This window comes from Faecalibacterium sp. An58 (genome assembly GCF_002161515.1).
In the GTDB taxonomy this organism is placed as follows: Bacteria; Bacillota; Clostridia; order Oscillospirales; family Ruminococcaceae; genus Faecalibacterium; species Faecalibacterium avium.
The window spans coordinates 83,300-105,507 of sequence record NZ_NFHX01000001.1 but is presented as its reverse complement, the minus strand read 5'-3'; the positions used below and the strand labels follow the sequence as shown (position 1 = coordinate 105,507).

Below are 22,208 nucleotides of genomic sequence, written 5' to 3'. Positions count from 1 at the left end.
CGGGGCGTTTTGCTTTTTGATGAAGGAGGCGTTTTTCCATGCAAAACCAACACGGCCCCACTGCCATCCAGGTGCGGGGCGCCCGGGTGCACAACCTGAAGAACATCGACATCGACATTCCGCTGGGCAAGGTCACCGCAGTGGCAGGGGTATCGGGATCGGGCAAATCCAGCCTGGCCCTGGGCGTGCTGTACGCCGAGGGCTCCCGGCGGTATCTGGACGCCCTGTCGGCCTACACCCGCCGCCGGATGACCCAGGCGGCCGCCGCCCGCATCGACAGCATTTCCAACATCCCGGCGGCCCTGGCTTTGCACCAGCGCCCCGCCGTGCCGGGGGTGCGCTCCACCTTCGGCACCATGAGCGAGCTGCTGAACAGCCTGCGGCTGATGTATTCCCGGCTGGGCAGCCACCTGTGCCCCAACGGCCATCACCTGCCCCCCAGTCCCGACGTGGCGCTGGACCGCAGGCTGACCTGCCCGGTCTGCGGCGCGGTGTTCGACCCGCCCAGCGCCGAGAGCTTTTCCTTCAACAGCGACGGGGCCTGCCGCACCTGCGGGGGCACCGGCGTGGTGCGCGCTGTGGATGAGAGCACCCTGGTGCCCGACGACAGCCTGACCATCGACCAGGGCGCCGTGGCCCCCTGGAACAGCCTGATGTGGTCCCTGATGGTGGACGTCTGCCGGGAGATGGGGGTGCGCACCGACGTGCCTTTCCGGGATCTGACAAGCCGGGAAAAGGAGATCGTCTACCACGGCCCCGCCGTCAAAAAGCACATCCTCTACAAGGCCAAGAGTTCCAACCAGGCCGCCGAGCTGGACTTCACCTACTACAACGCGGTGTATACGGTGGAAAACGCTCTGTCCAAGGTAAAGGACGACAAGGGGATGAAGCGGGTGGAAAAGTTCCTCAAACAGTCCCCCTGCCCCGACTGCGCCGGGACCCGGCTGTGCGCCCGGGCCCGCTCCACCCTGCTGCGGGGCATTTCTCTGCCCGAGGCCTCGGCCATGACGCTGGACGCACTGACCGGCTGGGTGGCCGCCGTGCCCGGGGAGATGCCCCCTCCCATGCAGGAGATGGCCGCCAGCATCGCATCCCAGTTCCAAAACACTGCCCGCCGCCTGCTGGACCTGGGCCTGGGCTATCTGGCCCTGGACCGGGCCGGCAGCACCCTTTCCACCGGAGAGCGGCAGCGGGTACAGCTGGCCCGGGCGGTACGCAGCCAGAGCACCGGCGTGCTGTATGTGCTGGACGAGCCTTCCATCGGGCTGCATCCCGCCAATGTGGAGGGCCTGCTGGGGGTCATCCGGGACCTGACAAGCCACGGCAACACCGTCGTTCTGGTGGAGCATGACACCCAGGTGCTGCGGGCCGCCGACTGGCTGGTGGAGATGGGCCGGGGCGCCGGGGAGTACGGGGGCCGTGTAGTATCCGCCGGCACGGTGCAGGACGCCGCCCAAGACCCCGACAGCCTGATCGGACCTTTCCTGGCGGGGGGCCAGGTGATCCGGGCCCGGCAGCGCGTCCAGGGCGAGGCGCTGTTTGCCAAAGGCGCCATCACCCTGGAGACCGGTCCCCTGCATACCGTCCATCCCCTGAGCCTCCGGCTGCCCAAAGGCCGCCTGACGGTGGTGACCGGGGTATCCGGCTCGGGCAAGACCACCCTGGTACTGGAGAGCCTGGTGCCCGCCTTGCAGGCCCGGATCGCCGGACAGCCCCTGCCGGGCCATGTCAAAGCCCTGCAGGCCGAGGGCATCCGCCGGGTCAACATGATCGACGCGGCCCCCATCGGGGCCAACGTCCGCTCCACGGTGGCCACTTACAGCGGGGTGCTGGACGATCTGCGGCGGCTGTTTGCGGCCCTGCCCGAGGCCAAAGCCGCCCGACGCAAGGCCGGGGATTTCTCCTACAACACCGGTTCCCTGCGCTGTCCCGGCTGCGACGGCACCGGGCAGATCACCATGGACATCCAGTTCCTTCCCGATGTGGCGGTCACCTGCCCCGACTGCGGGGGACTGCGCTACGCCAGAGAGGCCGATGCCATCCGTTACACCGCCAGGGACGGCCGCACCGTCAGCCTGCCCCAGCTGATGGCCTGCACGGTGGACCAGGCCCGGGAGCTGTTCCGCGGGGTGAAAAAGGTGGAGGAAAAGCTGGACCTGCTCAGTCAGCTGGGACTGGGTTACCTGACCCTGGGCGAAGGCACCCCTGCCCTCTCGGGCGGGGAGGCCCAGCGGCTCAAGATCGCCTTTGAGATGGGACGCCCCCAGGACGACGCCCTGTTTGTGTTCGACGAGCCCACCATCGGCCTGCACCCGCTGGACATACGCACCCTGATCGGAGTGTTTGAGGGTCTTTTGCAGGCAGGGGCCACGGTGGTGGTGATCGAGCACGACCTGGACATGATGGCCAACGCCGACTATATGGTGGACATGGGTCCCGGCGGCGGCCAGGCCGGCGGACGGCTGGTGGCCGCCGGCGCCCCGGAGCGGGTGGCAGCCTGTCCCCAGAGCGCCACCGGCCTGTATCTGGCCCGGCACTTGCAGGGGCAGCTGTGAGCCGGCGCGTATCGTTAGAATAATAACGAACGAAACTTCCCGTTTCACTCTTGAGCCTTGGGCCGGTGTGTGGTAGAATAAAGATAATCAGGCGCGCATCAGGCAGGCGCAGCCCCCAGGGCTGCCTGCCCGCCAAGGGGCACGGCCCTCCGCCGGGCCCTGCGCAGGATAATGAGAAATCAGGAGGTATTCGATCATGAATTATCTGGAAATTGAACAGGTCGTCGGTCGTGAGATTCTGGACTCTCGCGGCAACCCCACTGTTGAGGCTGAGGTCACCCTGGCTGACGGCACCGTCGCCCGCGGCTGCAGCCCCAGCGGCGCTTCCACCGGCGAGTTCGAGGCCCTCGAGCTGCGTGACGGCGACAAGAGCCGCTACCTGGGCAAGGGCGTGACCAAGGCTGTGGAGAATGTCAACACCGTCATCGCTGACGCCATCGTCGGCATGGACGCCTCCGACATCTACGCTGTGGACGCTGCGATGCTCGCGGCCGACGGCACCGAAGACAAGTCCAACCTGGGCGCCAACGCCATCCTGGCTGTGTCCATCGCAGTCTGCCGCGCTGCCGCCGCTTCCCTGGGCCTGCCCCTGTACCGCTTCCTGGGCGGCGTCAACGGCAACCGCCTGCCCGTCCCCATGATGAACATTCTGAACGGCGGCGCACACGCTACCAACACCGTCGACACCCAGGAGTTCATGATCATGCCTGTGGGCGCTACCTCCTTCAAGGAGGCTCTGCGTATGTGCGCTGAGGTCTTCCATAACCTGCAGTCCATCCTGAAGAGCAAGGGCCTGGCCACTTCCGTGGGCGACGAGGGCGGCTTTGCCCCCAACCTGTCCAGCGATGAGGAGACCATCGAGACCATCCTGGCCGCTGTGGAGAAGGCCGGCTACAAGCCCGGCGCCGACTTCATGATCGCTCTGGATGCCGCTTCCTCCGAGTGGAAGGACCCCGTCAAGGGCAAGGGCCACTACAAGCTGCCCAAGGCCGGCACCGAGTACACCTCCAGCGAGCTGATCGCTCACTGGAAGAGCCTGGTCGAGAAGTACCCCATCATCTCCATCGAGGACGGCCTGGATGAAGAGGACTGGGAGGGCTGGCAGGAGCTGACCCGCGAGCTGGGCGACAAGGTCCAGCTGGTGGGCGACGACCTGTTCGTCACCAACACCAAGCGTCTGGCCAAGGGCATCAGCATGGGCTGCGGCAACGCGATCCTGATCAAGCTGAACCAGATCGGCTCCGTCTCCGAGACCCTGGAGGCCATCAAGATGGCTCACAAGGCCGGCTATGCCGCTGTCACCTCTCACCGCTCCGGCGAGACCGAGGACACCACCATTGCCGACCTGGCTGTGGCTCTGAACACCTGCCAGATCAAGACCGGTGCTCCCAGCCGTACCGAGCGTGTTGCCAAGTACAACCAGCTGCTCCGCATCGAGGAGGAGCTGGGCGCTTCCGCCGTGTATCCCGGCATGGGCGCTTTCCAGGTCAAGCGCTAAGCGCATGGCCGTTTGAACCCAGAACCGCCGCAGGGCGGCGCAGCTTTCGGGCTGCGCCGCCCTTTTTTGCGTCCCGGCAGAACAAAACAGGGCCTGCCCTCTGTCTTTGCAGAGAGCAGGCCCTTTCGGACTTCCTGCGCGGGTCTGGCCCGGCACAGCGGTATTCTTATGGAACGGCCCAGGACTGCGTCTCAGACACCGTGCCGGCCGATGGTGGGCGCGCCGCCCGCCAGTTCTTCGGCGGTGAGGGGCTTTGCATCCACAGGGGCGGGGTTTTCCAGCCGCTCCTTGGCCACCGCCAGCATCAGCTTGATGCGGTTCTCCTGGTTGACCTTGGTGGCGCTGGGGTCGTAATCGATGGGGGTGATGTTGGCGATGGGGTACAGCGCCCGGATCTTGTTGACCATCCCCTTGCCCACGATGTGGTTGGGCAGGCAGCCAAAGGGCTGGGCACAGACGATGTTGGGATAGCCGCCCTGCACCAGCTCGATCATCTCGGCGGTCAGCAGCCAGCCCTCCCCCATCTTGGCGCCCAGCGAGATGACCCCCTTGGGCTTTTCGATCAGCTCCTTGAAGGGGCCGGGGGCATAGAAGCCCGCGCCGGAAATGGCCTTGAGCATCGAGCGCTCGATGCCGTCCAGCCAGTCCAGCAGACGGTCCACGCCGAACTTCTTGACGCTGCCGCCGCCGTAGAGGACGTGGTCCTCCCCCATGTTGAAGGCGCAGTACTGCACAAAGCCCATCAGGCCGGGGAAGTTGACTTCACATCCCTCCGACTCCAGGAATTTCTGCAGGTCGTTGTTGCCCAGGGGGCTGTATTTGACGTAGATCTCCCCGACCACGCCCACCTTGACCTTGGGCACCCGGGTGACCGGGATGGTGGCAAACTCCCGTGCGATGAGGGGGAAGGTGTGCTTCATTTCCCGGGCGGTATAGCCCTTGTCGGCCAGCAGGGCCCGGCCCAGACGACTGATCCAGGTATCCACCAGGCGGTCGGCCGCGCCGGGGGTATCCTCATAGGGCGCCACCTGGTTGCGCAGGGCGCACAGCATATCCCCATAGAAGATGCTGGCCACCGCCTGCCGCAGCAGGGGCACCGTCATCTGGAAGCCGCTGTCCTTTTCCAGGCCCGAGAAGTTCAAACTGGCCACCGGGATCTGAGGGTAGCCCGCCTTGACCAGGGCCTTGCGCAGCAGATGGATGTAGTTGGAAGCACGGCACCCGCCGCCGGTCTGGGTGATCAGCAGAGCGGTGTGGTCCAGATCGTATTTGCCGCTGTTCAGCGCGTCGATGAACTGGCCGATGACCAGCAGCGCCGGATAGCAGGTATCGTTGTGCACATACTTCAGACCCAGCTGGGCCACGGCACTGCCGCAGTTGCCCAGGATCTCACACCGGTAGCCCTCGTGCTCCAGGGCGTATTTCAGCAGACGGAACTGGGTCACCGCCATGTTGGGGATGAGGATGGTGTGGGTCTGCTTCATCTCCTTGGTGAATTTGGGATAATTGTATTCCACGGTAACCTCCTATCTGGTCAGCGGACGGCGGCGGGCTGGGCAGGCGCGGCGGCCTGCTCCTGTTTTTTCTCCCGGGCCACCTCGTCCCGCTCCTCCAAAGCCGCAAACAGGCTGCGCAGGCGGATGTTCACCGCGCCCAGGTTGGTGATCTCGTCGATCTTCAGCTGGGTGTACAGCTTGCCGCCCTCCTGCAGGATCTCGCGGGTCTCGTCGGTGGTGATGGCGTCCACGCCGCAGCCGAAGCTGACCAGCTGCACCAGGTCCATATCGGGCTGGGTGGTGCAGTATTTGGCCGCCGCATACAGGCGGCTGTGGTAGGTCCACTGGTTCAGCACGCTGGTGGGGAACTTCTGCACGCGGTCCGAGATGCTGTCCTCGGTGATCACCGCGGCCCCGTGCCGGACGATCAGACGGTCGATGCCGTGGTTGACCTCCGGGTCCACATGGTAGGGCCGGCCGGCCAGCACGATGATCCGCTTGCCCTGGCGGCGGGCCTCGTCGATGATCTGCCCGCCCCTGGCACGGATCTTGGCCATATGGGCGGCGTACTCGGCGTAGGCCGCGTCGGCGGCCTCCTGCACTTCCTTCTGGGAGATGCCGCCAAAGTATTTGGGCAGGATCTCTTTGGCCATCTTGTGGACAAAGTCCTTGGGGCGGTGGATGCCGATGTAATCGCTGATGAACTTCCTGCCCTCCAGCTCGGGGCAGTTGCCCTCCAGCACCTCGGGGTAGTAAGCCACCACCGGGCAGTTGTAATGGTTGTCCCCCAGGCCCTCGTCGATGTTGTAGGTCAGGCAGGGGTAGAAGATGGCGTCCAGCTGCATGGCCGACAGGGCCTTGATGTGCCCGTGGCTGAGCTTGGCCGGGAAGCAGGCGGTGTCGCTGGGGATGGTGGCCTGGCCTGCCAGGTACAGGCCCCGGCTGGACACCGGGCTGACATGGACCGCAAAGCCGAGCCGGGTCCAGAATGCGTGCCAGAAAGGCAGGAGCTCATAGAAGTTGAGGCACAGGGGGATGCCGATGGAGCCGCGCTTGCCGGGCACCGGCTTATAGGAAGCCAGCAGTTCCTGCTTGTAGGCGTAGAGGTTGAGGGAGTTGTCCTCGCCCTTGCCGGTGACGGGTTTGTCGCACCGGTTGCCCGAGATGTACTTGCGGCTATCGGCGAAGGTGTTGACGGTCAGCTGGCAGTGGTTGCCGCAGGCGCCGCACTTGACGCTGACCACCTTCTGGGTGAAGTTCTCCAGCTCCTCCTGGCTCATCATGGAGGAACGCGTCTGTCCCGCCTTGTGGCTGCGCCGCAGCCCGAACAGGGCCGCGCCATAGGCGCCCATCAGGCCGGCAATGTCGGGGCGGATGACCTCCACCCCCATCTCCTTTTCAAAGGCGCGCAGCACCGCCTCATTGTAGAAGGTGCCGCCCTGCACCACGATCTTGCGGCCCAGCTCCTCGGGGCTGGAAGCGCGGATGACCTTATACAGGGCGTTCTTGACCACGCTGATGGACAGGCCCGCGCTGATGTTCTCGATGCTGGCGCCGTCCTTCTGGGCCTGCTTGACCGAGCTGTTCATAAAGACGGTGCAGCGGCTGCCCAGGTCCACCGGACGGTCTGCAAACAGGCCCAGAGCGGCAAACTCCTTGACATCGTAGCCCAGAGCCTGGGCGAAGGTCTGCAAAAAGCTGCCGCAGCCCGAAGAACAGGCCTCGTTGAGGAAGATGTTGCTGATGGCCCCATCCTCGATCTTGAAGCACTTCATGTCCTGGCCGCCGATGTCGATGATGAAATCCACGTCGGGCATGAAGTATTTGGCGGCGGTGAAATGGGCCACCGTTTCCACCAGGCCATAGTCGCAGCGGAATGCGTTTTTGACCAGGTCCTCGCCGTAGCCGGTGGTGGTCACGCTGGCCACCTGGAGGCCCGGGTGTTCATGGTAGATCTTGAGCAGCTGCTCCTGGATGAGGGGCAGCGGGTTGCCCAGGTTGGGCTGGTAGTTGGTGTAGAGGATGCGGCTCTGCTCGTCCACCACCACCAGCTTGACGGTGGTCGAACCCGAATCGATGCCGATATGCACCGGGCCGCACTGGGCCCCAAAGGGCATATAGGGCACGCTGTGGGACATATGCCGCGCATGGAAGGCCTCGTACTCCTCCTTGCTGGCAAAGAGGGGCGGCTCGCTGGCGTAGGTAGCGGTGGCGGCGTAGCGGTCCAGGGCCGAGGCCACCTCCGACAGATTGAAGGCCTTGTCGGCATAGAGGGCCGCGCCCAGCGCCACATACAGCAGGCTGTTCTCGGGGCAGATGCCAATGACCCCCAGCGCCTCGTCAAAGCTCTGGCGGAGCACCGAGCTGAAGGTCAGGGGGCCGCCCAGATACAGGATGTTGCCCTGGATGGGCCGGCCCTGGGCCAGGCCCGCAATGGTCTGGCTGACCACGGCCTTGTAGATGCTGGCGGCGATGTCCTCGGCGCGGGCGCCCTGGTTGATGAGGGGCTGCACGTCGCTCTTGGCGAACACGCCGCAGCGGGAAGCGATGGTGTAGGTGCGCTGAGCCCCCTCTGCAGCCCGGTTCATCTCGTCGGCGCTCATCTTCAGCAGGGTGGCCATCTGGTCGATGAAGGCGCCGGTGCCGCCGGCACAGCTGCCGTTCATCCGCACCTCGGTGCCGCCGGTGAGGAACAGGATCTTGGCGTCCTCGCCGCCCAGCTCGATGACGCAGTCGGTCTGGGGCACAAACCGCTTGACTGCCACCCGGGTGGAAAACACCTCCTGCACAAAGGGCACGCCGCAGCTGTCCGCCAGGCCCATGCCGGCCGAGCCGGAAATGCTGAGCAGCGCTTTGCCGCCATGGAGGTACTCTTTATCGATGCGGCGCAGCAGTTCCTGCGCCTTTTCCAGGATGTGGCTGTAATGACGCTCGTAGGTCGAATACAGCAGCTTCTCCTGTTCATCCAGCACGGCGCATTTGATGGTCGTGCTGCCTATATCAAGACCAACTCTCAAGTTTTGATCCTCCTGCTAGGGAATGCCATGATGGGGCGCCCGCCCCACCCATTGTTAGATAGCGAACAGAGAGTCCCGTCCGCAAACATAATAAATTATATCGTATTTTTTTACAAGACGCAATCGGTTCATTTTATTTTACACGAAATTTCTACTTTCTCTGTAACCAAAAAGCAAACATTCTGTGAATGCCGCCCATTTGTCACTCTTTTTCGCCAAAAAAGGCTTGCAGAACGGGGCGTTTCGCGGTATCCTTATAAAAACAGCTTTCTTCCTGCCGCGCTTGCGACGCCCGCTGACGCATTTTGACGCATTTTTCTCGTTGCATACAGGCCGGGGCTTCATTAAAATAAAAGCATAGCCTCGATATGGTCCATCACCGTGGGGCAAGTTACAAACGGATCTATGCAGGAGGAGAATCTGTATCATGAAAGCATATGCACCATTGACCAGGGAATTTTCTGCGATCGAGAAGCTGCAGCTGCCTTATCATTTGACCTATGCGCTGGCCCCTGCAGGCACAAGCGGTCCCTGCCGGCTGACCTTGTCCCGTACCGGTGCGGCGGCCTGCTGCGACAGTCTGGTTTTGGATGCGCCACCCCAGTCCTGCTACCCTGTTTTGCGGTATCTGTATGAAAATGCAGTCCAGCCAGAGATTTGGCGGGACGTTATTGCGGATTTTTACCCCATAATACAGCAGTTGGATGGGAAGGATGGCGTTTGCAGTGAGTGAAAAGAGCGACCGGTATATCCTGCGGGTAGCGGCGGCAAGCTACGACGGGCAGTTTCTGCGTGTCTGCCGCGGCTATTTTGCCAGCCAAGAGGACCTGTTCCTCTTTGACGCATACACCACCGGCCAGCAGGTGATGCAGGCGCTGCAAAGCGGCCCGCCCTACCACGCCCTGATCTTGGACACCGCCCTGAGCGACATGGACGCCGACCAGCTGTACCGCCAGGTGATGGAACTGCCCCTGGCGCACCGGCCCCAGATCCTGCTCATCACGCCCCGGAGCCTGGACAGCCAGCAGGCCGCCCTGCCTGACAGCCAGTGCCTGCAGCTGCTGGCCCGGGCAGGCGTACAGGCGCCCGACCTGCCCATGCTGCGCAACCTGCTGCTGGATGCGGCCCCTGAGCGGATGCAGCAGAGCTCCATCTCCTCGGCCTCCCTGATCCGTATGTTCACCGAATGGGGCGTCGAGCCGTCCACTTCCGGCTGCGAGTACCTGCTGGAGACGGTCAGCCTGCTGCTGAAAAGCCGGGAGAAGCTGGCCATCCGCAAGGATATCCTGCAGCAGGTCAGCGAGCGGCACAACGTCTCGGTCAAGGCCGTGGACAGCGGTATCCGCCGCGTCATCTCTGCCCTGGACAAGAAAGACCTGCCCTCCTGGCGGGCCTTTAAGGAGCGTCAGCCGCCCCGCCGTGGAAAGTTCACCGCCGGCACCCTACTGTATGCCATCAAGACCGACCTGCTGCTCCAGTCGGCAGAGCCGTCACCAGAAGGAGATCTGCAAAGTGAACAACGAGAGATCCTGCCTGTATGAGAATGGCCCCGGCTCTTCCCGGGACGCCCTGCTGGAAAAGCTGCCTCTTCGCACCATCGAAGGCGAGTGGCAGCGCTCTCTGGATATGATCGAGCTGTCCCAGCGCCGCCTGGCCCATCTGATCCAGGACAAACAAACCCCCGTCTCCGACCAGCTCGAGGCCTGCCTGCGGGATATGCAGGCCGCTTCCAGCCGCCTGGACCGCACCCTGAACAACACCACCGCCCTGCTGCGGTGCATCCAGGGGGGCGAGCAGCCCCAGTGGGAGACGCTGGATCTGTGCGCCTTTGTCCGGGTGCTCTGCTCGGTCAGCCAGTCCCTCAAGGAGCGCATGCACATCCGTCTCACCCTGGACTGCGGCTCCCAGAGTCCGCTGTACATCCAGGCCGACCGCCGCTTTTTGAGCCAGATCTGCCTTCATTTGCTGTCCAATGCCCTGCGGGCCTGTGCGCCGGAGGGGGGGACGGTCGCCCTTGTGCTGCACCCCGACGGTCATGGAGGCGCGACCCTTACCCTGACCGACACAGGCTGCGGCCTGCCGGACAACAACAACTATGCCTCCATGGACGCCAACCGCGCCCATTTCCTGGGCGGCACCCGCACCGGCCTGCTGCTCTGCCAGGAATATTGCCGCCTGTCCGGCTGGCAGCTGGAGCTGTCCCGCCGTCCCAAGGGCCGCGGCACGGTGGCCACCCTGGCCATGCCCCGCCCTGCCCTCGACCAGGTCCGCCCGGTCCTCCACTCCCCCAGCCCCGAGGAAGACCTGTACAAGGCCCAGGCCCTCTGGCTGCAGCTGGTGGTGGAACTGAGAAACATCCCCGGCCTGGAGGACGCCCCGTTTGCGATCCCCACAAAAATCCCTTGACAATTCCGCCGAAACGCGGTATAGTAAGGAGGCCGCAGGGCGTCGCCGCGCCCCGCATCGATATGGGCCCGTAGCTCAGTTGGGAGAGCGTTCGGTTCGCATCCGAGAGGTCAAGGGTTCGAATCCCTCCGGGTCCACCAAATCAGAAAATCCGAATCTTTTTCCAATAGGAGAAGGGTTCGGATTTTTTTATGAAGAAGAAAATACAATTCATGGTTCTTCTAAGGGCATAGCTGCTCTTGAGAAGCTATGCAAAAGGAAAATCGAATGCTCTTTGTCACATATGCCTTGTCCCCCAAAATGCTGCTGTCTTTGATTTTTCCGGACTGCTGCAAAAGAAGGATAGCTTGGTCACAATCCAAGCATTGACAATCAGATAGATATGCCCTTCTGATTGACCAGAGCATGAATCTTCGCGTTCTTTTTTCATAGATCTGATCAATACAGGCGTCCTGCATAATCGTTTCCTTAGGTCACAGATACTTTGCTGGTTGTGGAATCAATATTCAGCTCTTCGAGTTCTGCATTTGCACCAAGTGCGTGAAAGATTCGTTCCAGCGTACCGTCATCACACCAGCGGCAAAAGCAGCTGTATACGGTCTGATGTAGCCCATACCTTGCCGGAAGGTCTTCCCAACGAGCTCCGCTGCGGGCAATCCATAGAACCCCGTTAAAGTGAGCGCGAAGATTCTTTTGGGGGCGTCCCATATGATGTTTGGGCAGCACGGGTTCTTTGATGGCCCATTCTGCATCTGTTATTTCATAACAATGGATCTTCATTCTATCACTTCCTTGTACCTCCTATAATAAAATCTTTCTATGCTTTTTCTTGCATTTCAAACACTTTTGATTATGGTATTTTAGAATTGCCACAAAAAGCACTATAGGAGACATCGAAATAGTAGATGTTTTTCATCCTAAAGATCATCTTCCGTTGGCATAAACTTTTTCAAAGTATTTCTGGAAAGGTCAAATCATGGGTATAAGTATTATCATACCATTCTATAATGCAGAGAAAACGATTCAGCGTTGTATCAAAAGTATATTGCAGCAAGATATTGACGATATACAGATAATTCTTGTCAACGACCATTCTTCAGACGCTTCAGTTGAAGTGTGTAAAGAATTAACAAACGACAGACGTATCATTTTAGTGTATTCAGTTGGTCACGGAGTTTCTTCGGCTAGAAATACCGGTTTAAAATATGCCACAAAAGAAATAATTGGATTTTGCGATTCTGATGACTACTTGGAAGAAAATTCTCTAAACAGAATACAGAATGAATTTCAGAATCAATGCATAGAAATGGTGATTGCTGGCTATTACAGAACAGTAATTACCAAGCGAACAGAAACACAGTCGACATCCATGCATTTAAGGCGGAATGGTAAAATAACAATAAAGCATGCGGAAAAGCTTATAATGCTTGATAATCGAGTTTTGGGAAGTGTTTGTAACAAATTTTATCGCCGTACTTTGCTCGACAATATTCGCTTTGACGAAAATTTATCATACTGTGAAGATATGCATTTTAATTGTCAGATATTATACAGATTATCAAAATCCAATGAAGAAAAAAACATAAAGGTTGTCCCCTTTTGCATTTACCATTATGTTGCAAACCCAAAAAGTGCAACAAATACATGGAGTGCGCTGTTCGATGAAAACAACAAGCTGAAATATATTATAGCTATGGATAAAATAGAAGAAATTCCATCCATGAGAAAGAATTATATTCGATACAAAAAATTTGTATTTGCATTGGATTATTTTTCTAATTTTTCAGCAATCAATTCAAAGCAAAGGCAAAAATTATTGCAGACAATCAGAGAAAATTGTATATATTTTATTCGTTGTTTCTTCATGTTTCCTCGCAAAAACATGAAATTGGCACTGCAAGGACTTCGAGCTTTACTGAAAATGAATTAGGAATAATGCAGGGAGTGTGGTAAGCAATATTTATCAGTTTAATATTTGTACGGATAGCAGCAACATGATTACCCGTCACCTTAACCAGAAGCATTGTAGCTGATGCGGTCAAATTTAAAGGGTGACGACGCTATTCTATTCAACTTCACAGAATTTGTTTTTCCCTTCCCTCTCCTTGACTTTCCTGTCGTTCAGGCTATACTTGTATTACAAGTATACCGTATCTGCCGGCGCATGGGCGGCGGCAGGCAGTCAGCGGCTGTTCTATGCCGGAAAGGAGCTATCATGCTGCGCACCTATACCCTCTCCCCTTCTTTGCAGAGCCATGGCCTGCACGCCCTGCTGAAAGCCACCAGCAAACAGACCCCCTGCACCGAAAAGACCAAACAGCACTGCCTTGCCTATATCGACAGGATGCAGCAGGTCAACGCCCAGCCCTTCCCCAACCCCGAAAAGCTGGTGGGCTGCCCCGTGACCGAGGACAACAGCTGCGGGATGCAGACCTTTTTCTGGGGCGGGCAGGATAAGCCCCGCCAGAAGGTGCTGCTGTATCTCCATGGCGGCGCCTATATGAACCCGCCTACCAGCTTCCACTTCAAGATGCTGGCCAACCTGGCCCGGGGCACCGGGTCCATGGCGGTGTTCCCGGTCTATCCCAAGATCCCGGACCACAGCTACGCCGACACCTTTCCCAAGCTGCTGGCCCTCTACGACAGTCTGTGCGCCCAATACGGTCCCCGGCAGATCACCCTGGCGGGGGATTCCTCCGGCGGCGGGCTGGCCCTGGGCTTTGCCTACCACCTCAGCGATCTGGGCCGCCCTCAGCCCCGCCAGCTGCTTTTGATCTGCCCCTGGCTGGACCTGCACACCGACCCCGAGGACCTGGACCTCTACGAGAAGCTGGACCCCTCCCTCTCCCCCTGGCGGCTGCGGATCATGGGCGAAATGTGGGCCGGCGGCCACAGCCAGCTGTCCAACCCCTATGTCAGCCCCATGTTTGGAGACCCGGCACGGGTGGCGCCCATCACCATGATCACCGGCACACGGGAGGTCCTCTACCCTGACACCATGAAATTCCACCGCATCCTGGACCAGAAACGCCTGCCCCACCGCACCTATGTCTTTGAGGGGATGACCCATGTATTCCCTGCTTTTCCCATCCCGGAGGCCAGGATGGCCCAGCGGCTGATGATCTATCTGCTGGACCACAGCCTGTAAGCGGCTGTCCCTGTGCGTTTTGCCGCAAATCCGGTGCGGCTCAGGTATATTATTTGTTGCATCCGTCACTTGAATTTGATTCAATACGGATTATAATTAACAGTACGGGAACAAAGGTGTTCCTGACGGGTCAGCTGCGCCCGTCAGGGGCGCCTTTTCTTTTTTGCCCGCCGGGACGCGGAGTGGGCCGCGGCCCGTCAACTGCCTTTTCAGAGATTACGACAGAGGATGGGAAAGGAAATGGATCGATTTACCGAACGCACAGCGCCCGCTGGCCTGTATGACCCCCAGTTCGAGCACGATGCCTGCGGCATCGGCGCAGTGGTGGACATCCAGGGGCGCAAATCACACCAGACCGTCAGCGACGCGCTGACCATCGTGGAGCATCTGGAACACCGGGCCGGCAAGGACGCCGAAGGCAAGACCGGCGACGGCGTGGGCATCCTGCTGCAGATCAGCCACAAATTCTTCTCCAAGGTGGCCGAGGGGCTGAACATCACCATCGGCGCCGAGCGGGAATACGGCGTAGGGATGTTTTTCTTCCCCCAGGACGAGCACCTGCGGGCCCGCGCCATGAAGCTGTTCGAGCTGGTCACCCGCAAGGAGGGGCTGGAGTTCCTCGCCTGGCGCCAGGTGCCGGTGGCCCCCGAGGTAGTGGGCCAGAAGGCGCGGGACTGTATGCCCGCCATCTGGCAGTGCTTCATCAAAAAGCCCGCCAAGGTGTCCAAGGGCATCGACTTTGACCGCCGGCTGTACATCGTCCGGCGGGTATTCGAGCAGGCCAGCAACGGCACCTATGTAGCCAGCCTGTCCAGCCGCACCATCGTCTACAAGGGGATGTTCCTGGTGGGCGAACTGCGCCGCTTCTATACCGATCTGCAGGACGAGGATTACGAGTCGGCCATCGGCATGGTGCACAGCCGCTTTTCCACCAACACCACCCCCAGCTGGATGCGCGCCCACCCCAACCGGTTCATCCTGCACAACGGCGAGATCAACACCATCAAGGGCAACACCGACGCCATGCTGGCCCGGGAGGAATCCATCTCCTCCCGCATCATGCAGGACGACATGAATAAGATCCTGCCCATCGTCAACACCGCCGGGTCGGATTCCGCCATGCTGGACAACACCCTTGAGTTCATGGTGATGAACGGCATGGATCTGCCCCTGGCGGTGATGATCACCATTCCCGAGCCCTGGGAGAACAACAAGAACATCAGCCAGAAAAAACGGGACTTCTACCAGTATTACGCCACCATGCTGGAACCCTGGGACGGCCCTGCGGCCATCCTGTTCTCGGACGGCGACGTGGTGGGTGCGGTGCTGGACCGCAACGGCCTGCGTCCCAGCCGTTACTACATCACCCGGGACGGCCGGATGATCCTGTCCTCCGAGGTGGGCGTGCTGGACTGCGCCCCCGACAACATCCTGGTCAAGGACCGACTGCGCCCCGGCAAGATGCTGCTGGTGGACACCGTCAAGGGCGAGGTGGTGGACGACGAAAAGCTGAAGGAATACTACGCCAGCCGGGAACCCTACGGCGAGTGGCTGGACCGCAACCTGGTCCAGCTGCAGGATCTCAAGATCCCCAACTGCAAGGTCCCCTCTTACACCGCCGACGAACTGACACGCCTGGAGAAGGCCTTTGGCTACAGCTATGAGCAGATCAACGTGATCCTGCTGCAAATGGCCCGGCAGGGCTCCGAACCCAGCGGCGCCATGGGCACCGATACCCCCCTGGCGGTGCTGAGCACCCAGCATCCGCCCCTGTTCAGCTATTTCAAGCAGATGTTTGCCCAGGTGACCAATCCTCCCATCGACGCCATCCGGGAAAAGGTGGTCACCTCCACCAGCGTCTACATCGGCGCCCACGGCAACCTGCTGGAGGACCAGCCCGAAAACTGCAAGGTGCTCAAGGTGCACAACCCCATCCTGACCGAGACCGACCTGCTCAAGATCCGCCACATGAACGTGCCCGGCTTCAAGGTGGCCACTGTGTCCATCAACTACTACAAGAACACCAGCCTGGAAAAGGCCATCGACCGGGTCTTTCTGGAAGTGGACCGGGCCTATAAAGAAGGGGCCAGCATCATCATCCTGTCCGACCGGGATATCGATGAATACCATGTGGCCATCCCCAGCCTGCTGGCGGTGTCGGCGGTGTCCCAGTACCTGATCCGCACCAAAAAGAGCACCGCTCTGGCCCTCATCCTGGAGAGCGCCGAGCCCCGGGAAGTCCACCACTTCGCAGCCCTGCTGGGCTATGGCGCCTGCGCCGTCAACCCCTACCTGGCCCACGAGGCCATCGGCCAGCTGATCGGCGACGGGCTGCTGGACAAAGATTTCTATGCCGCCGTGGACGACTACAACACCGCCGTCCTCAACGGCATCGTCAAGATCGCCTCCAAGATGGGCATTTCCACCATCCAGAGCTACCAGGGCAGCCAGATCTTTGAGGCTGTGGGCATCTCCAAAGAGGTCATCGACAAGTACTTCACCGGCACGGTCAGCCGGGTGGGAGGCATCGGCCTGGATGATATCCAGGCTGACGTGGAGGCCCGGCACAGCGCCGCCTTCGACCCGCTGGGCCTGGACATCAATATGCAGCTGGCCAGCAGCGGGGAACACAAGTTCCGCAGCGGCAAAGAGGACCATCTGTTCACCCCCCAGACCATCTACCTGTTCCGCAAGGCCTGCTTTGAAAACGACTACGGTGCCTTCAAGCAGTTCACCCAGGCGGTGGACAACATGGGCGAAAACGGGATGCACCTGCGCAGCCTGCTGGATTTCAGCTATCCGTCCAACGGAGGCATTCCCCTGGAGGAGGTGGAGCCGGTCTCGTCCATCCTCAAGCGGTTCAAGGGGGCGGCCATGAGCTACGGCGCCCTGAGCAGCGAGGCCCACGAGACCATCGCTCTGGCCTTCAACCAGATCGGCGCCCGCAGCAACACCGGCGAGGGCGGCGAGCCGGAGGAGCGCTACCACAGCGCCAGCAACTCCAAGATCAAGCAGGTGGCCTCGGCCCGGTTCGGCGTCACCAGCCAGTATCTGGTGTCCGCCGAGGAGATCCAGATCAAACTGGCCCAGGGCGCCAAGCCCGGCGAGGGAGGCCAGCTGCCCGGCAGCAAGGTCTATCCCTGGATCGCCAGGACCCGCCACAGCACCACCGGCGTGGGCCTGATCTCTCCCCCGCCCCACCACGACATCTATTCCATCGAGGACCTGGCCGAACTGATCTACGACCTGAAAAATGCCAACCGGGATGCACGCATCAACGTCAAGCTGGTCAGCGAGGCGGGGGTGGGCACCATCGCCGCCGGTGTGGCCAAGGGCGGCGCGCAGGTCATCCTGGTGTCGGGCTACGACGGCGGCACCGGCGCGGCCCCCCGCACCTCCATCAAAAATGCCGGCCTTCCCTGGGAACTGGGCATCGCCGAGACCCATCAGACCCTGATCCTCAACGGGCTGCGCACCCGGGTACGGCTGGAGAGCGACTCCAAACTGCTCAGCGGCCGGGATGTGGCCATCAGCTGTATGCTGGGCGCAGAGGAGTTCGGCTTTGGCACCAGCCTGCTGATGGCCGAGGGCTGCGTCATGATGCGGGTGTGCAACCTGGACACCTGCCCCATGGGCATCTGCACCCAGAACCCCGAGCTGCGCAAGCACTTTATGGGCAAACCGGAATACATCATCCATTACCTGACCTTTGTGGCCACCGAGCTGCGGGAATACATGGCCCAGCTGGGGGTGCGCACCATGGACGAACTGGTGGGCCGCACCGACCTGCTGCACGTCAAGCCCTGCGCCGGCCGTGCCGCCAAGCTGGATCTGGACGCCATCCTGCACAACCCCGCCATCCGCGACCTGAACGTCCACTACCAGCCCGAGGACACCTATGACTTCCACCTCGAAAAGACCCTGGATATGCGGGTGCTGATGAAAAAGTTCAAGCTGGGCAGCAAGAACCCCCAGTCGGTCAGCGTCCAGGTATCCAACACCGACCGGGCTTTCGGAGCCATCTTTGGCAGCGAGATCACCCGCCGGTACGGCAATACCCTTCCCGACGACACCTTCACCGTCCACTGCGCCGGCGCGGGCGGCCAGAGCTTCGGGGCCTTCATCCCCAAGGGTCTGACCCTCTGCCTCACCGGCGACTGCAACGACTACATGGGCAAGGGGATGTCGGGAGGCAAGATCGTGGTGCGCCCGCCCCAGGGCATCTGCTACAGGCCCGAGGAGAACATCATCACCGGCAATGTGGCCTTCTATGGCGCCACCGGCGGCAAAGCCTTTATTTCGGGTGTGGCCGGCGAGCGGTTCTGCGTCCGCAACTCCGGCGTCACCGCCGTGGTGGAGGGCGTGGGCGACCACGGCTGCGAGTACATGACCGGCGGCACGGTGGTGGTGCTGGGCCAGACCGGCAAAAACTTTGCGGCCGGCATGACCGGCGGCATCGCCTATGTGCTGGATGAGAACTGGGACTTCTACCAGCGGGTCAACAAGGAGACTGTCAGCCTGGAGCCGGTGGAGCACAAACACGACGTGGCCACCCTCAAGGAGCTGATCCGGGAGCACGTGGAGGCCACCGGCAGCCCCCGGGGCAAGGAGATCCTGGACAGCTTCGGCGCATTCCTGCCCAAATTCAAAAAGGTCCTGCCTTACGACTACGACCGGATGCTGCGGGTCATCGCCTCGATGGAGGAGCGCGGCCTTGACGGAGAGCAGGCGCAGATCGAGGCATTCTACGCCCAGCAGAAAAGCAGGTAAGGGAGGATATCATGGGTAAAACGACAGGTTTTATGGATTACCAGCGCAAGACCAGCGCCGAACTGGAACCCCTTGCGCGGCTGGAGCATTTCAATGAATTCCACGTCTGGCTGCCCCGGGAGGAGCAGCAGACCCAGGCGGCCCGCTGCATGGACTGCGGCGTGCCCTTTTGCCAGGCAGGCATGACCATCGGCGGGGCAGCCTCGGGCTGCCCGCTCAACAACCTCATCCCCGAGTGGAACGAGCTGGTCTACCGGGGCAAGTGGGAGCTGGCCCTCCGCCGCCTGCTGGCCACCAACCGCTTCCCCGAGTTCACCAGCCGGGTCTGCCCCGCCCTGTGCGAGGCCGCCTGCACCTGCGGGGACGTCACCGGCAGCGCCGTCTCGGTGCGGGAGAACGAACACGCCATCATCGAGCGGGGCTATGCCAAGGGCTGGATGCCGGCCTGCCCGCCTCCCACCCGCACCGGCAAGAGCGTGGCGGTCATCGGCTCGGGCCCCGCGGGGCTCTCGGTGGCCGAATACCTCAACAAGCGGGGGCATACCGTCACTATTTACGAGCGGGAGGACCGCCCCGGCGGCCTTCTGATGTACGGTATCCCCAACATGAAGCTGGATAAATCGGTCGTCGAGCGCCGGGTCCGGATCATGCAGGAGGAGGGAGTGGAGTTCCTCACCGGCATGGACGTGGGCCGCACGGTGGACGCCGCCGAGGTGCTGGCCCACTACGACGCGGTGGTGCTGTGCTGCGGGGCCAAAAAGCCCCGGGATCTGGACGTTCCGGGCCGCGATGCCGCCGGGGTCTTTTTCGCGGTGGACTATCTGACCAGCGTCACCCGCAGCTTGCTGGATTCGGACCTGGCCGACGGCCGGGCCATCTCCGCCGCGGGCAAAAACGTACTGGTGATCGGCGGCGGCGACACCGGCAACGACTGCCAGGGCACCGCGCTGCGCCAGGGCTGCACCGATCTGCTGGCCCTTGAGATGATGCCCGAACCGCCTGCCCAGCGCACCCCTTCCAACCCCTGGCCCGAATGGCCCCGGGTACGCAAGGTGGACTACGGCCAGGTGGAGTGCATCGCCCGCTTTGGCAAAGATCCACGGGCCTACCAGACCACCGTCAAGGAATTTTTGAAGGACGAGGCCGGCCAGCTGACCGGCGCGGTGGTGGCCCGGCTGGAGCCCCGGCAGGACCCCGACACCGGACGCACCGTTATGGTCCCCACCGGGGAGGAGTTCACTTATCCCTGCCAGCTGGCCCTGATCGCGGCGGGCTTTGTGGGGTGCGAGGACTATGTAGCCCAGGCTTTCGGAGTGGAACGGAACGCCCGGGGCTGTGCCGCCGACCATCGCTTCCAAACCAACGTGGACCGGGTATTCACCTGCGGCGATATGCGCCGGGGCCAGAGTCTGGTGGTGTGGGGCCTGCGGGAAGGCAGGGACTGTGCCGCCCAGGTGGACCAGTACCTGATGGGCTACACCAACCTCTAATTTTTCTTACGCCATTCTCTTTCCTATCCTAAACACGGAAACGGGAGCCCCGTTGCAAGGGCTCCCGTTTCTGTTTGGATCGTTTTTTGTTCCGGCTCACTCCGCCGGGGTCTGTTCCGGATCGCCGTCCTGGCTCTCCCCCTGGCCGGCGGGGTCTGCCGTCTCGGGGGTGGTGGTGATCTGCACGTCCCGGTCGGCGGCGATATACACCACGATGGTGCTTCCGGCCTCCACCATGGTGCCCGGCTCCACGCTGCAGGCCACCACGCAGCCCGAGGCATAAGAGCCGTCGTTCACCACCATGAAGCAGCTGGGCACCAGCCCCCGGCTCTCCAGCTCATGGATGGCGCCCTCCTGGGTAAAGCCGATGGTATTGGGCATTTCCACCATCTGGGGCCCCTTGCTGATCACCAGCCGGATGGTGGGGTTCTCCCCCTCGGTGATGGCGGTGCCTGCGGCGGGCTCCTGGGTCAGCACGGTGCCCACGGGGGCGCTGTCGCTGTACTCCTCGGTGACATAGAACAGGTAGATGCCCGCATACTGGCGGTTGGTCTGGATCTGGGAATAGGTCATCCCCACAAAATCCGGCACATAGTTGACGGTGACGGCGCTGGGGGCGCTGGACGCCTGGGAGGAAGCAGGGGGTTCCTCCGGCTGTCCCACCCGGCCCAGCAGGCCCCACAGGGTCAGCAGGGTCAGCACCGCCAGCAGGATCAGGATGCCGGTGAGGATGGCGGTCAGGCTCAGGGCGGGCTTTTTCTCCCGCTGCAGCCGGCGGCCCGCCGCATGGAGGGTGCGCGCCTCCTCCTCGGCGGCCTGGGGCGAGGAAAGGGCCCGTCCCAGCTGGGGCACCGTCTGGATCCGCCTCGCGGGCTCCAGCTGAAGGCCCAGGTCCAGCGCCTCGGACACATAGGCGGGCACCGCCGGGTTGACGGTGCGGGCCCCCAGGTTGGAGTCGGTCACCAGCCGCTGAGCCGCCGGCACAGGGCTCTGGCCGCAGACCATCCGGTAGAACACCGCCGAAAGGCTGTACACATCGGTGTACCGCCCCTCAAACTCCACCGCCGAATACTGCTCGGGGGCGGAGTAGCCCTCGTACAGCTGGCCGTGGAGGCCGCTGCCCGCGGTCCGCAGGCCGATGGTGGCGTAGCCGGTCAGCCGGGCCCGGCCGTTGTCCAGCACCCGGATGTTTTCCGGGCAGATGCCCCGGTGCACCAGCCCCACCTGGTGCATGGCCGCCACCCCGTTGAACACCGGCTGCAGCATGACGCAGGCGGCCTCGGGAGTGACGTTCTTTTTCTGCTTGTCCAGCCACTGGTCCAGAGGGATGCCGCCGGGATTTTCCAGCACCGCATAGACGGTGTTGTTGGCCTCCACCACATCCAGCACCGCTTCCAGGCCGGTGGCGGGGGTGATCCGCTGGATCGAGCGGTACAGGTCCGCAAAATCCATCCGGGTGGTCTTGAGCAGCACTTCGCTGCCGGGCTTGGGGCGCAGCTGCCAGTCGCTGCCCCGCTCCGCCGACAGGGTGATGGGAAAATATTCCTTGATGGTCACCCGGAAGCGGCCCCGGTTCTCCACACCCCGGTAGAGGATGCCCTCTCCGTCCAGGCTCAGCATCTCCCCCACGGTATACCGTCCCGCCAGCAGGGTGCCCACCGGCAGGGCTCCGGCCGGGTTGCGCCCCGCAAAACTGCGCTTGCAGTGGGGACAGCCGGCCGCTCCCTCCTCCAGCTCGGCCCGGCAGTACGGGCAAAGGATCTTGTGCGCGTCGTCCATCGTTCATCCCCCTTCCATGGGACCTTCCAAAAGCAGAAAGAGCCGGGCC

13 protein-coding genes and 1 tRNA gene are annotated in these 22,208 nt (G+C 61.7%); 10 read left to right on the top strand and 4 right to left on the bottom strand.

Going from position 1 to position 22,208, the window contains the following annotated elements:
- The first annotated feature begins 38 nt into the window (after positions 1-38).
- Positions 39-2,555 carry an excinuclease ABC subunit UvrA gene (locus tag B5G12_RS00555; protein ID WP_087322827.1) on the top strand — a complete coding sequence of 839 codons (2,517 nt, stop codon included), beginning with the start codon at positions 39-41 and terminating at the stop codon, positions 2,553-2,555.
- Between the two features lie 196 nt (positions 2,556-2,751).
- A complete protein-coding gene (gene eno / locus B5G12_RS00550) occupies positions 2,752-4,053 on the top strand; it encodes a phosphopyruvate hydratase (RefSeq protein ID WP_087227977.1) in 1,302 nt (433 codons plus the stop codon).
- Positions 4,054-4,244: 191 nt separating this feature from the next.
- On the opposite strand, the gene B5G12_RS15050 is transcribed toward eno, so the two are convergent.
- Positions 4,245-5,570: a 2-hydroxyacyl-CoA dehydratase gene (locus tag B5G12_RS15050; protein WP_087227976.1), complete on the bottom strand. Its 1,326-nt coding sequence runs from the start codon at positions 5,568-5,570 to the stop codon at positions 4,245-4,247.
- Positions 5,571-5,587: 17 nt separating this feature from the next.
- Complete coding sequence (locus tag B5G12_RS00540; RefSeq protein WP_087322821.1) at positions 5,588-8,566, bottom strand: acyl-CoA dehydratase activase; 2,979 nt, start codon at positions 8,564-8,566, stop codon at positions 5,588-5,590.
- Positions 8,567-8,993: 427 nt separating this feature from the next.
- Between B5G12_RS00540 and B5G12_RS00535 the strand changes: the two genes are divergently transcribed.
- The 4 genes from B5G12_RS00535 to B5G12_RS00520 all read left to right on the top strand — a co-directional run bounded on the left by B5G12_RS00535 (position 8,994) and on the right by B5G12_RS00520 (position 11,112).
- On the top strand, positions 8,994-9,299 hold the full coding sequence (locus tag B5G12_RS00535) for a hypothetical protein (protein ID WP_242955878.1): 306 nt from the start codon (positions 8,994-8,996) through the stop codon (positions 9,297-9,299).
- A complete protein-coding gene (locus tag B5G12_RS00530) occupies positions 9,292-10,107 on the top strand; it encodes a sporulation initiation factor Spo0A C-terminal domain-containing protein (RefSeq protein ID WP_158099660.1) in 816 nt (271 codons plus the stop codon). The genes B5G12_RS00535 and B5G12_RS00530 overlap by 8 nt, the downstream gene beginning before the upstream one ends.
- Positions 10,079-10,972 carry a sensor histidine kinase gene (locus tag B5G12_RS00525; RefSeq protein ID WP_158099659.1) on the top strand — a complete coding sequence of 298 codons (894 nt, stop codon included), beginning with the start codon at positions 10,079-10,081 and terminating at the stop codon, positions 10,970-10,972. Before B5G12_RS00530 ends, B5G12_RS00525 begins: the two co-directional genes overlap by 29 nt.
- Positions 10,973-11,036: 64 nt before the next feature.
- A tRNA-Ala gene (locus B5G12_RS00520) sits at positions 11,037-11,112 on the top strand.
- A gap of 328 nt (positions 11,113-11,440) precedes the next feature.
- Here the strand turns inward: B5G12_RS00520 and B5G12_RS00510 are convergent.
- Positions 11,441-11,752, bottom strand: coding sequence for a transposase (locus tag B5G12_RS00510; RefSeq protein WP_087322812.1), 312 nt, complete (start codon positions 11,750-11,752; stop codon positions 11,441-11,443).
- 196 nt (positions 11,753-11,948) lie between these two features.
- Here B5G12_RS00510 and B5G12_RS00505 point away from each other — a divergent pair, with 196 nt between their 5' ends.
- The 4 genes from B5G12_RS00505 to B5G12_RS00490 all read left to right on the top strand — a co-directional run bounded on the left by B5G12_RS00505 (position 11,949) and on the right by B5G12_RS00490 (position 20,380).
- Positions 11,949-12,902 (top strand): glycosyltransferase family 2 protein, encoded by a 954-nt coding sequence (locus tag B5G12_RS00505; protein WP_087322809.1) that lies wholly within the window; start codon positions 11,949-11,951, stop codon positions 12,900-12,902.
- Positions 12,903-13,187: 285 nt separating this feature from the next.
- Complete coding sequence (locus tag B5G12_RS00500; protein ID WP_158099658.1) at positions 13,188-14,120, top strand: alpha/beta hydrolase; 933 nt, start codon at positions 13,188-13,190, stop codon at positions 14,118-14,120.
- Positions 14,121-14,360: 240 nt separating this feature from the next.
- Positions 14,361-18,890 carry a glutamate synthase large subunit gene (gltB, locus tag B5G12_RS00495; RefSeq protein ID WP_087322804.1) on the top strand — a complete coding sequence of 1,510 codons (4,530 nt, stop codon included), beginning with the start codon at positions 14,361-14,363 and terminating at the stop codon, positions 18,888-18,890.
- An 11-nt stretch (positions 18,891-18,901) separates the two neighbouring features.
- Positions 18,902-20,380 carry a glutamate synthase subunit beta gene (locus B5G12_RS00490; protein ID WP_087322801.1) on the top strand — a complete coding sequence of 493 codons (1,479 nt, stop codon included), beginning with the start codon at positions 18,902-18,904 and terminating at the stop codon, positions 20,378-20,380.
- Positions 20,381-20,476: 96 nt separating this feature from the next.
- On the opposite strand, the gene B5G12_RS00485 is transcribed toward B5G12_RS00490, so the two are convergent.
- Positions 20,477-22,159: a PASTA domain-containing protein gene (locus B5G12_RS00485; RefSeq protein WP_087322799.1), complete on the bottom strand. Its 1,683-nt coding sequence runs from the start codon at positions 22,157-22,159 to the stop codon at positions 20,477-20,479.
- Positions 22,160-22,208: the final 49 nt, after the last annotated feature.